We start from the raw sequence: 12,197 nt of genomic DNA on the forward strand, positions 1-12,197 counted from the left end.
GGCCAAAGGGGAGCGCGCGCGTGCTGGATCAGCCTATTGCACAGATCAATGGTCTTCGGGTCGAGTTTCAGACCAAGGACGGCCCGGTTGTCGGCGTCGAAGATGTTTCGTTCGAAGTAAATCCCGGCGAAACCGTATGTATTGTTGGCGAATCCGGATCTGGTAAATCGGTCTCATCTTTGTCGCTGATGCGCTTGGTCGAGTTCGGGGGCGGCAAAATCGCGGGTGGCAAGCTTCTGTTCGACCGTCGTGATGGCGGCGAAATGGATTTGGCCAATGCCGACCAGGAATTGATGAAACAGATTCGCGGCAACGAAATCGGAATGATCTTTCAGGAACCGATGACGGCCCTGAATCCCGTCTTTACCGTTGGTCGTCAGTTGACCGAAGGCCTGCGCGTTCACAAGAACATGTCGCAAAAGGATGCCGAGGCCAGGGCGCTGGAACTGCTGCGTCAGGTGCGAGATCCCCGAACCCGAGCGCCGGTTGAAGCAATATCCGCACGAACTTTCGGGTGGGATGCGCCAGCGTGTGGTGATTGCCATGGCGATGGCGTGTGAGCCGCGCCTGCTGATCGCGGATGAACCCACAACCGCACTGGATGTGACCATTCAGGCCGAAATTCTGGCACTGATGGACCGCCTGAAGCGTGAAACCGGCACTGCCGTGATGTTCATCACCCACGACATGGCGGTGGTGGCGCAGATGGCCGACCGCGTGGTCGTCATGTTCCGTGGCAACAAGGTCGAAGAGGGCACGGTTCAGGAAATCTTCGAGAACCCGCAGCACGACTACACCAAGGCGCTGTTGGCCGCGGTCCCGAAACTGGGCGAGATGCGCGGAAGCACCCAACCTAGCCCGATGAAACTGATGGGAGTAGAGGGGCAGAACCTCGACCCCATCCCCGGTACCAATGAGGTGCTGCTGCGCGTCAAAGGTCTGACCACGCGGTTCCCGGTTAAGGGCGGTTTTTTCCGTCGCACCATTTCCAATGTGCACGCGGTCGAGGATGTGTCATTCACCATCAATCGGGGCCAGACCCTGAGCCTGGTGGGCGAATCGGGCTGCGGTAAGTCTTCTGCCGGACGTTCGATTCTACGGCTTGTCGAACCTATGGCCGGCGAGATCGACCTTGATGGCGTCGATATCATGAAGCTGGACCCAGGCGGCCTGCGCAAGGCGCGTCTGGACATGCAAATGATTTTCCAGGACCCGTTTGCTTCGCTCAACCCGCAAATGCAGTTGTTGGAGCAGGTGGCCGAGCCGATGCGCAACTATGGCGTTGCCAGCGGGTCTGAGTTGACGGATCGGGTGGCGAACCTGTTCGACCGTGTACAACTGCCGCGCAGCTTCATGCGCCGCTATCCGCACGAGATGTCCGGCGGTCAGCGTCAGCGAGATCGCGATCGCGCGTGCCTTGGCCCTGAACCCCAAGCTGATCATCGCGGACGAGGCAGTCTCAGCGTTGGATGTGTCGGTGCAGGCGCAGGTTCTGAACCTGATGATGGAACTACAGGCCGAATTGGGGCTGAGCTATCTGTTCATTTCCCATGACATGGCTGTGGTCGAACGCGTCAGCCATCAGGTCGGCGTGATGTATCTGGGCCGGATCGTGGAACTTGGCCCGCGCAATCGCGTGTTTGAGAACCCGCAACACCCCTATACACAGGCGCTGATGAAGGCTGTTCCGATCGCCGATCCGAATAAGCGAAAGTCGGAAAAAGATTTGAATTTCAAGCCGATCCCGTCGCCGATTCACGGGCTGGATTACGATCCGACCCCCTCGGAATACAATGAGGTCGAACCGGGTCACTACGTGCTGACCACCGACAGCGGTTACTAAGAGGGCATCATGACCGAGCGATTATCGCCGCTGGAGATCATGACCCAGCTGATCTCGTTCCCGACGGTCAGCCGGGATACAAACCTGCCGCTGATCGACTGGGTCGAAGGGTATCTGGCTGACCACGGCATCGAAAGCCACCGTTGGCCCGATCCAGATCAACCGCACAAAGCCGCACTTTTTGCTCATGTCGGCCCCTGGGTAGAGGGGGCTGTTGTTCTGTCCGGCCATACGGACGTGGTGCCGGTTGATGGGCAACCTTGGGACAGTGATCCGTTCACGGTGGTTGAACGCGACGGCAAGTATTTCGGGCGTGGCACTTGCGACATGAAGGGGTTCGACGCCATTGCCATCTGGGCTTTGGTCGAGGCCAAATATCGCGATCTCAAGCGGCCCCTGCAATTGGCGCTCAGCTTTGACGAAGAAATCGGCTGCACCGGTGCGCCGCCGATGATCGAAGCGATGCAGCCGGTGTTGCCCAAAGGGTCCGCCGTCATTGTGGGTGAACCGTCGATGATGAAAGCGGTCACCGGCCACAAGGGCGGGCAGGGCTTTGTCGTGGATGTCTGGGGGTTCGAAGTCCACAGCTCGATCATGCACACCGGCGTCAACGCGATCATGGAAGCCGCCAAGATAATTGCTTGGGCGAACGATGTGAACGAGGTCGAGCGCGCAAAAGAACCGACACCCGTTGCCGCCATGTTTGAACCGCCCTGGACGACGCTGCACACCGGTGTGATCGAAGGGGGCACCGCCGCCAACATCACCGCCAAACACTGCCAGTTCGATCTGGGGTACCGCGCTGTGCCGGATGCGGACAAAAACGCTTGGGACGCGATGGTCAAAGACAAGATCAGCGAAGTCGAAGCCGGAATGCAGGCGATCCACCCTGAAGCTCGAATCGAACTTCATCAGCGCTTTGCCGTACCGGGTCTGAAGCCGGAGACCGATGGCGAGGCCGAAGGGCTGGTGCGCAAGATCACCGGCGACAACGCGGGACATGTGGTCAGCTACGGCACTGAGGCCGGACAGTTTCAAGAGGCGGGCTATTCCGCCGTGGTGTGCGGACCGGGCGACATTGCCCAGGCCCACCAGCCGAACGAGTTTATCACGGTGGAACAGTTCAACGCGGGCCATGCATTCATGGAACGCCTGCTGGACCGATTATCGGAGTAACGCCACATGACGCGAACTGAGCGGATCGAAGCTTACTTTGAAGCGCTGACCGCCGGAGATATCCCGGCAATCCTGGCGCTTTTCACACCTGAGGCAGAGATCCACTCGCCGTTCTTGGGTGTGCTCAATGTCTCGGATTTCTATGCCCGCCTCGACAGCGCCTCTGCCAACAGCGAGTTGACGGTGCTGGACGTGCTGATGGGCAAGAACAGCGGCGCAGCACGGTTCCGCTATGACTGGACGCTGAAATCGGGCGACAACATCGTCTTTGAGGGCGTGGATCATTTCACCTTTGGTCCCGACGACCGATTTATCGCGATGCGCATCTACTACGACACGCACCCCGTCCGCGAGGATGTGGGTGACAAATACGCCTGAGGCGTGACAGCAAGGGAGAGAGAAATGCCAATCAAGAACCGCCTGGCGGAAATGCATGACGAAATCACCGGCTGGCGTCGGCACCTCCACGCACATCCCGAATTGCTCTTTGACGTCGAAGAGACCGCCGCCTTTGTTGGCGAGCGGCTCAAAGAGATCGGTGTTGATACGATCACGCCGGGCATCGGGCGCACGGGCGTCGTGGCCACCATTAAGGGTCGCACCGACACCAAGGGCCGGGTGATTGGCCTGCGCGCCGATATGGACGCGTTGCCGATCCACGAGGCTACGGGGCTCGACTATGCCTCGACCGTGGAGGGCAAGATGCATGCTTGCGGGCATGACGGGCATACTTCGATGTTGTTGGGGGCGGCAAAATATCTGGCCGAAACACGGAATTTTGACGGCACCGCCGTTTTAATCTTTCAACCCGCAGAAGAGGGCGGAGCCGGTGGTCTGGAAATGTGCCAGGACGGGATGATGGACCGTTGGGGCATTCAGGAAGTCTATGGGATGCACAACACGCCAGGCATGCCAGTTGGTGAATTTGCGATTCGTCCCGGTGCGCTGCTGGCCTCATCTGACGAGTTCGAAATCGTCGTGACCGGCAAGGGTGGCCATGCGGCGGCTCCGCATGATGCGGTCGACACCACTCTGGTCGCATCGCAGATTGTTGTGACATTGCAATCAGTTGTGGCCCGTACTGTTGACCCGATCAAACGCGTCGTGCTGACCGTCGGCACCTTTGAAACCGACAGCGTTGCATCCAACGTGATCGCGCATACCGCGCGCCTTCAGGGCACTGTGCGGACGCTTGATCCCGAATACCGTGCCATTGCCGAAGAGCGTGTTCGCCGGATCGCCGAAGATACCGCGTCGGCTTTTGGAGCGACAGCTCAGGTCACTTGGACCCCGGGTTATCCTGCTACTGTCAATACTCCAGACGAGACAGAATTCGCGGCCGAGGCCGCCAAAGCAGTATCCGGATCAGTCAACGACGCCACTGATCCAATCATGCCGAGCGAAGATTTTGCCTACATGCTTGAAGAGCGCCCCGGAGCCTACATCTTTATTGGCAACGGGGACACGGCCATGTGCCATCACCCGGAATACAATTTCGATGATGAGGCGATCCCGGCTGGGTGTAGCTGGTACGCCGAAATCATCGAACGACGAATGCCTGCCGCCTGAGCGCGGCCCATCCATAGGTGTGACAAAGGGGAGAGTGACATGCCGATCAAGAACCGCCTGGCCGAAATGCACGCCGAAATTACCGCGTGGCGGCGCGACATCCATGAAAACCCCGAGATCCTGTATGACACCCACCGCACCAGCGCACTGGTGGCCGAGCGGCTGAAAGAATTCGGCTGCGACGAGGTCGTAACCGGCATCGGGCGCACCGGAGTTGTCGGTGTCATCAAAGGCAAGACCGACACCAAGGGCGCGGTCATCGGGTTACGTGCGGACATGGACGCACTACCCATGCAAGAACAGACCGGGCTGGAGTATGCTTCAAAAACCGATGGAGCGATGCACGCCTGTGGTCATGATGGTCACACGGCGATGGTTTTAGGGGCGGCGAAATACCTATCGGAAACTCGCAATTTTGATGGCACCGCTGTGGTCATCTTTCAGCCCGCCGAAGAGGGCGGCAATGGCGCCGAGGCGATGGTCAATGACGGGATGATGGACCGCTTTGGCATTCAAGAGGTCTATGCCATGCACAATGTGCCGGGGCTGGAGGTAGGGCAATTTGCAATTCGATCCGGCCCTATGCTGGCTGCTGCTGACACCTTCGACATTGCGCTCGAAGGACGTGGCGGTCATGCAGCCAAACCGCATGAAACGGTTGATACGACCGTGATGGCTGCGCAACTCATCGTGGCGTTGCAGACTATCGTGTCACGCAACACCGATCCGGTGTTGCAGGCCGTGGTGTCGGTGACGTCGGTGGAAACCTCATCGAATGCGTTCAACGTCATTCCGCAAAGCGCGCGGATAAAAGGCACGGTGCGGACCCATTCCAACGACATGCGCGCCCTTATCGAACAGCGGGTGCATGAAGTTACCCAAGGGATTGCGGCGACTTTTGGTGGTTCTGCCAAAGTGACTTATGAACATGGTGTTCCAGTGACCAGCAACGCGGATGAACAGACCGAATACGCCGCCGAAGCCGCGAACAGCGTCGGGGGAGTTGTGTCGAAGCACCCATGGTCATGGGGGAGAGGACTTCTCGTTCATGCTTGAAGCGCGACCGGGGGCCTTTATCATTTTGGGCAACGGCGACAGCGCCGGGCTGCACCATCCTGAATACAACTTTAACGATGAGATCATCCCAATCGGTTGCAGCTGGTTTGCCGAGATGGTCGAGCGGCGCATGCCCGCCGCGTGAACAAGATAAACCAAGAGAGAGAAGAGACATGCCAGTCAAGAACCGCTTTGCGGAACTGCAAAATGAAATCACCGAATGGCGACGCGATATTCACGAAAATCCGGAAATTCTGTTCGAAACCCATCGCACCAGCGCTCTGGTAGCCGAAAAATTGCAAGAGTTCGGCTGTGACGAGATCGTAACCGGTATTGGCCGCACCGGCGTTGTGGGCGTGATCAAGGGCAAGTCCGACACCAGTGGTAAAGTCATTGGTCTGCGCGCGGATATGGACGCACTGCCGATCCTTGAGGCGACCGGGTTGGAGTATGCCTCGAAAACCGACGGAGCGATGCATGCCTGTGGCCACGATGGTCACACAGCCATGTTGTTGGGCGCAGCGAAATACCTGTCCGAGACGCGCAATTTTGACGGCACGGTCGTGGTGATCTTCCAGCCTGCCGAAGAAGGCGGTGGTGGCGGCAAAGAGATGTGCGACGATGGCATGATGGAGCGTTGGAACATTCAGGAAGTGTACGGCATGCATAACTGGCCGGGCCGTCCGGTTGGCTCGTTTGCGATCCGCCCGGGTGCGTTCTTTGCGGCAACCGATACGTTTGACATCACGCTTGAGGGGCGTGGCGGCCACGCGGCGAAACCGCATGATACCATCGACACCACCGTGATGGCGGCGCAGACCGTGCTGGCGCTGCAGACGATTGCGTCGCGCAATGCCGATCCTGTGGATCAGGTTGTGGTGTCCGTCACTTCGTTCGAAACGTCGTCCAAGGCGTTCAACGTGATTCCGCAGACGGTGCAGATCAAAGGCACCGTGCGCACCATGTCGAAAGAGATGCGTGATCTGGCCGAGACCCGGATCAAAGAGATCTGCAACGGTACCGCGGCCACTTTTGGTGGAACCGCCGACATCAACTATATGCGCGGCTATCCAGTGATGGTGAACAGCGAGGAGCAGACCGAATTTGCCGCCAAGGTGGCGGCGTCTGTGTCAGGCTCCTGCGATGATGCCCCTTTGGTGATGGGAGGCGAGGATTTCGCTTACATGCTCGAAGAGCGCCCAGGGGCTTACATTCTGGTCGGCAATGGCGACACGGCGATGGTGCACCATCCCGAGTACAACTTCGATGATGACGCAATCCCGGCTGGCTGCAGCTGGTGGGCTGAGATTGTCGAGCAGCGGATGCCTGCTGCTTGATCGTGACGAGGGAAGGGGCTCTGCCCCCGACCCATACGGGGCCTCCCCGGAGTATTTCTGAAAAGGTGAAGAGGCGGTCAGGGGTTTGACCAGATCTCTTCATAAACAGCGCCGATGCCCGCGGCTTCTCGTGCGGCGCTGAAGCTGTGTTCGGCAACTTCACGTGCGGCGTGGGACATGGCGTTGTGTTTGTCTGCATCTAACAGAAGCGCTTTGGCTTCTTTGGCAGCGTTTTCGGCAGCTTCCACCGGGACGATCGACCCGGTGCGCCCTTGGGCTGAGAAGGCCTGGTAATAGCCTGCGTCGCTGCCCACAAAAGGCACGCCGCTGGCCATCCCTTCGAGAGGGGCCATACCGTAGCCTTCGTACCGGGGCAGTTGCATCACCAGTGACAGGGCGCGCATCAGGGCAGGCAACTCGGCGGCGGGAACCTCACCAGGAAAAAGGATGCGGTCGCTTAGGCCTGCGGCGGCGATCCGGTCTTCGAGAGTTTTCTGAAAGGCGCTATGCTTACCCCCTGCGCGTCCGATTACAAGGGCAGTTGCGCCCGGCAGATCTGGCAGCAGGCGCAGCATGGCCTCGACAAACAGATCGGTGCCTTTTTCGGGCCGGATGCGCCCAATTGTGGCGATGCCCATTGTGCCGCCATATCCGGTTGCAGCCCAGGCGGCGGCACGGGCATCGGTCGGCGTGAAAAGGTCCGTGTCGACGCCATGCGGAACCACGGCGCGCACATGGGGTACAAACTCGGCGGCACGCTCGGTAGTGGCGACCACCGCATCCATGCGGCTGATCAGCCAGCGGGGATAGGCGGAATGCAGGCGCTGCGCGGCCGAGGTAAAGATGATGCGAATGGGCAGTTGCAGCACATCACGCGCCCAGATTGCCACGCGCATTTCCGGGTTGCGGCGAACATGCCAAATGGCAAATGGGCGACCCTTTGGTGTCTGTCGGCTCAGGCGTTTGGCATCGCTGATGGTGATCGGATCAGGACAGCCGGGCAGGGGATGCCCCACAAGCCGCAGGTCGTGGTGCTTGACTTGTTGGCGGATCACATTCGCGGCCGTGGCCGACACCCCGGTGAAGTTCTTGTTGAAGTTGGTGACAAAGAGCTCGGGCGTCATTCCAGCTCCAGCGCGGAGATCAGGGTTTCCACGACGTCGTCCAGAGCTTTGGCTTGATCCTGAACGCAGGTGCTTGCGGCGGCGCAAGCCGCTTCCAGAGCTCGCGAGTTGGTAAGCCAGTGTGAGACGGCTTTTGCCAGACTGGCGGCGTCCGTGATCTCCACCGCGCCCCTTTGGGCAATCAGCGGTTCAAACGTCTCGCGGAAATTGTAGTATCCGGGTCCGGTGATGACGGCGGCTCCGGCTTGTGCCGGTTCGAACGGATTGTGGCCGCCTATTTCCAGCAGCGAGCCACCCATGAACACCAGTGGGCAGAGCGCATACCATGTGCCAGTCTCACCCAGTGTATCCGCCATATAGACTTGCGTGTCCGGGGCCAACGATTGCCCGGCCGAGCGTTGCGCGCATGTCAGCCCCGCTTGCCCGACCAGACGTTTGACCTCTTCCCCGCGATCCGGGTGACGGGGGATGAGCAGCAGCAGAAGATCGGGGTCGCTCTTGAGCAGTTCCTTGTGTGCGGCCAGCACCGTTTCCTCTTCGCCTGCGTGGGTCGAGCTGGCGATCCAGATCGGGCGGTCACCGATCTCCCCCGGATACGCGCCAAGGTTAACTCGTCCACCGGCAGCGGGGCCGAGGTGGCCTTGAGGTTGGTGCCCGGTTTAACACGGGCCGGATCGGCGCCCATTTCCAGCAGGTTCTGCGCGGTTTTGTCGTTCTGCGTTAGCATCAAGCGGAACTGATCCAGAAGAAAGCGCGCCGTCTTGGGACGTTTCTTCCAACCGTCGACAGACTTCTGAGACAATCGCGCGTTTAGCAGAGCCAATCGGGTGCCGCTTTCGCGTCCCTTAACCAGCATCTGCGGCCAGATCTCGCTTTCGACAAATATCCCGGCCTCAGGCCGCCAGTGATTGTAGAACCGTCCCACAGGGCCGTGCACGTCGAGCGGCGCGAATTGATGTCGGGTGCGCGGCGGCAGGCGTTTGGCAATCAACTCGGCCGATGTTGGCGTGCCGGATGTGATCAGAAACTCGGTCCCGGGCAGGCGTTCACCCATGCGGGTGATCAGGGTCAGCACTGACAGGCTTTCGCCGACACTGGCGGCGTGAAACCACACCAGCTGTCCCGGCGGGCGCGGCAGGCTGGCCACGCCCAGGCGTTCCTGTTGGCGTTCTGCAGGCACGCCGACCTTGCGCAGCTTGCGCGCGACAGAAGCCCAGGCAAATGGTGCAATCGCCGCCGTCACACCCCGATACAGGTGATATAGCGGCGTCGGTTTCCCGGATGGGGCAGACATCAGCCGCCCGTGTGGCTCATATGGCGGCTCATCTGGCCGTCAGCGCGTTGGCGGGAATAGTCGAAATCGTGACCCTTGGGTTTGTGCGAGATGGCATCGCGGATCGCGGCCTCAAGCGCAGCTGGGTCATCGGGATGCGCCCTGAGAGGCGCCCGCAGGTCGGCCATGTCTTCTTGACCCAGGCACATGTACAGCTCGCCGGTGCAGGTCAAACGCACGCGGTTGCAGCTTTCACAGAAGTTGTGGCTGAGCGGTGTGATGAAGCCGATCTTCTGACCGGTTTCTTCCAGCCGCACGTAACGCGCAGGTCCGCCGGTCCGCTCGGCCAGATCGGTGACAGTGTAATGCTGGGCATATTCGGCGCGCACATCTTTGAGTGACCAATACTGATCCAGCCGGTCCTCGTTGCCCAGATCACCCATCGGCATGACCTCGATCCAGGTCAGGTCCATGTCCCGTTCGGCGCACCACTGGGTGATCTGCGGCAGTTCGGGTTCGTTGAACCCTTTAAGAGCCACGGCGTTGATCTTGACCCGCAGGCCCGCCTTTTGCGCCGCATCAATGCCGCGCAAAACTTGCGGCAAGCGGCCCCAGCGGGTGACATCGGCGAACTTTTTTTCATCCAGCGTATCAAGCGAGATGTTCACGCGGCGCACGCCAGCGGCATAGAGCTGATCGGCAAAGCGTTCGAGTTGTGAGCCATTGGTGGTCAGCGTCAGCTCTTTGAGAGCGCCGCTTTCCAGATGCCGGGTCATCGACTGGAAGAACGTCATGATATCGCGCCGCACCAGCGGCTCTCCACCCGTGATGCGCAGCTTTTCAACGCCAAGGCCCACAAAGGTCGAGCACATGCGGTCCAGCTCTTCGAGTGTCAGCAGTTCTTTCTTGGGCAGAAAGGTCATGTTTTCCGACATGCAATAGACACAGCGAAAATCGCAGCGGTCTGTAACGGAAACACGCAGGTATGTGATGGCGCGGGCGAATGGGTCTATCAACGGTGCGGTCATGAATCCATAGGTAAAGCTTGGTCACCACCCCGGCAAGGGCATAGTACGAATTGGGCTGGCGAGTCACCGATGCGGTGACTAGAGTCAGAGACATGAAGTACTTTTTTCTATTTGCTGTTGTGGTGGTTGCAGGATGCAGCCAGGTTCGATCGACCACAGATAAGGTTGGGGGGTGGTTCTCCTCTGATCCCAAGCCCGCCGAATCCACAGTCGTTGAAACTTCTGCAGAGGCTTCCGTGGATGCCGACCCAATCGAGGCGGCTGCAACAGATGCGCCGCAGACCACCGAAGCACAATCGCTGGAAACCTGGGAAGGGGCAAAGCCGACCATAGCTGGATTGGGCGATCCCACCCGAGGTGGGATTTGGATGGAAACGCCTTTGGTAAAAATTGAGCGGACCGGCAGGGTTGTCGTGCGAAAGACGGGCCTGTCTGCGCCCGTCACTCTCATACCTATCCCTGGGGATGAAGGGGCGGGCAGCCATCTTTCGCTTGAGGCCATGCGCAAGTTGCTTGCACCGTTGGACGAACTTGTGGAGCTTGACGTTTACTCTAGCTAGATCCCTAGAAATCGCCCTGCTTCCTTGCGAGCAAAAGGCTTCATATTTTCGCCATGGGTTTCCAGAAAGGCGATGGTCCTGCCCGCGTCGTGCTTGGACAGTTCGCGCAACCACCATGCGATCGCTTTCTGAATGAACCAATCCCGATCCGGAACATAACCTGCGGCCCAACTCAAAATTCGGTCGCGGTGAATCAGATCATCAGGTTTTGGGTGGTTTTGCTTGGTCCATGGTAAGGTGGCGACCAAAGCGGCACGTCTGGTCCACATGTGATCTGATTTGGTCCAAAGTTCGACCTGGTCCAAACGATTGGGGTCAGCTGTCAGACGTTTTTGCGCTGCCATACAGGCATGATCTGCGATCGCCCAACTGTCGAAATCACTGAGCCAACTTTGAAGCAATTCCCAGACGCTGTCATCTGGTCGAATTCGGGCCTGGGTCAAAAGTTTCGAAGCAGCAAGGCGCGCTTCGTAAATGTTCGTCTGCCACAGCTCTGAAGCCAGGTTTACACGCTCATCTACCGTCAGCTCTTTTCGCCAAGCCTTTGTAAGGTCGTTAATAATCGGGTTTGAGACACCAAGGTACTCTCGGTCGATCTTGTGGTACGATGCCATGCCAACCGCGCGTTCAGGATCGGCATGAGATTTGATCTGCTCCAGATAAGGGCTCATTCCCGAGTGACTTTCTTTCATGCCGGAACGCCAGTTGGCTTTCCATCGATGGTCGCGGTGTTTTTGTCGTGCCAATACTGGCGAATTTGCTCGTCCGACTTGTCGTCTACCCATTTCTGCATGGTATCTCGGTCTGACTGAAATTCCATGAAAGGGACGGCATAGCCGCAAGACGTCTGTACAAGGTCGATATCCAGGTCGAAAATCTGCCGAGCGCTGCGGTGCGCCGGGAAATGCGCGGCCAGTTCCTCCCAGCCTGCGTCATTGACGTGCACCGTACGCGCTGTGCCAAAGGTCCGCAGGATCATGGGGCGGGTTGTGAATGAACACCACATAAGTGTCATTCGGCTGTTTTCCAGCAAGTGACCGGCTGTTTCGTTGCCGCTGCCCGTCAGGTTCATCCAGAGAATTCGGTTCGATCCCAGAACGCGAAGAGAATCCATCCCCTTGGGTGAAACATTCACACGGCCCTCGGGTCCTGCCGATCCGGTGAAAAACATATGCTGGTCTTGAATGAATTTCTGCTGCGTTTCGTCCAGACTTTTGAACTGTTTGGCCAT

The 12,197-nt window shown here is 58.9% G+C and carries 9 protein-coding genes and 3 pseudogenes; 7 read left to right on the forward strand and 5 right to left on the reverse strand.

Annotated elements, in window-relative coordinates:
* Nucleotides 1–20: 20 nt before the first annotated feature.
* From ACZ1HE_RS08505 to ACZ1HE_RS08530, 6 genes and pseudogenes are all read left to right on the forward strand, one after another.
* Nucleotides 21–1,843 (forward strand): annotated as a pseudogene (locus ACZ1HE_RS08505) (ABC transporter ATP-binding protein).
* Nucleotides 1,844–1,852: 9 nt separating this feature from the next.
* Nucleotides 1,853–3,019, forward strand: a complete 1,167-nt coding sequence (gene argE / locus ACZ1HE_RS08510) for an acetylornithine deacetylase (RefSeq protein ID WP_472620377.1) — start codon at nucleotides 1,853–1,855, stop codon at nucleotides 3,017–3,019.
* A gap of 6 nt (nucleotides 3,020–3,025) precedes the next feature.
* A complete protein-coding gene (locus ACZ1HE_RS08515; protein ID WP_472620378.1) occupies nucleotides 3,026–3,397 on the forward strand; it encodes a nuclear transport factor 2 family protein in 372 nt (123 codons plus the stop codon).
* Nucleotides 3,398–3,421: 24 nt separating this feature from the next.
* Complete coding sequence (locus tag ACZ1HE_RS08520) at nucleotides 3,422–4,588, forward strand: M20 aminoacylase family protein (protein WP_472620379.1); 1,167 nt, start codon at nucleotides 3,422–3,424, stop codon at nucleotides 4,586–4,588.
* Between the two features lie 39 nt (nucleotides 4,589–4,627).
* A pseudogene (locus ACZ1HE_RS08525) lies at nucleotides 4,628–5,789 on the forward strand (M20 aminoacylase family protein).
* 28 nt (nucleotides 5,790–5,817) lie between these two features.
* Nucleotides 5,818–6,981, forward strand: a complete 1,164-nt coding sequence (locus ACZ1HE_RS08530) for a M20 aminoacylase family protein (RefSeq protein WP_472620380.1) — start codon at nucleotides 5,818–5,820, stop codon at nucleotides 6,979–6,981.
* Between the two features lie 77 nt (nucleotides 6,982–7,058).
* On the opposite strand, the gene ACZ1HE_RS08535 is transcribed toward ACZ1HE_RS08530, so the two are convergent.
* The 3 genes and pseudogenes from ACZ1HE_RS08535 to moaA form a co-directional block, all read right to left on the reverse strand.
* Complete coding sequence (locus ACZ1HE_RS08535) at nucleotides 7,059–8,105, reverse strand: glycosyltransferase family 4 protein (protein ID WP_472620381.1); 1,047 nt, start codon at nucleotides 8,103–8,105, stop codon at nucleotides 7,059–7,061.
* Nucleotides 8,102–9,399: pseudogene (locus ACZ1HE_RS08540) on the reverse strand (3-deoxy-D-manno-octulosonic acid transferase). Before ACZ1HE_RS08540 ends, ACZ1HE_RS08535 begins: the two are co-directional and overlap by 4 nt.
* Entirely contained in the window at nucleotides 9,399–10,406 is a 1,008-nt protein-coding gene (gene moaA, locus ACZ1HE_RS08545) for a GTP 3',8-cyclase MoaA (RefSeq protein WP_472620382.1), read from the reverse strand. Before moaA ends, ACZ1HE_RS08540 begins: the two are co-directional and overlap by 1 nt.
* Nucleotides 10,407–10,498: 92 nt before the next feature.
* Here moaA and ACZ1HE_RS08550 point away from each other — a divergent pair, with 92 nt between their 5' ends.
* A complete protein-coding gene (locus ACZ1HE_RS08550) occupies nucleotides 10,499–10,966 on the forward strand; it encodes a hypothetical protein (RefSeq protein ID WP_472620383.1) in 468 nt (155 codons plus the stop codon).
* Here the strand turns inward: ACZ1HE_RS08550 and ACZ1HE_RS08555 are convergent.
* Nucleotides 10,963–11,637 carry a DNA alkylation repair protein gene (locus ACZ1HE_RS08555; protein WP_472620384.1) on the reverse strand — a complete coding sequence of 225 codons (675 nt, stop codon included), beginning with the start codon at nucleotides 11,635–11,637 and terminating at the stop codon, nucleotides 10,963–10,965. The two genes, ACZ1HE_RS08550 and ACZ1HE_RS08555, sit on opposite strands and share 4 nt — an antisense overlap.
* Before the next feature lie 17 nt (nucleotides 11,638–11,654).
* Nucleotides 11,655–12,197, reverse strand: a complete 543-nt coding sequence (locus tag ACZ1HE_RS08560) for a pyridoxamine 5'-phosphate oxidase family protein (protein ID WP_472620385.1) — start codon at nucleotides 12,195–12,197, stop codon at nucleotides 11,655–11,657.

It is taken from the genome of Falsiruegeria sp. JB4-1, assembly GCF_055693495.1.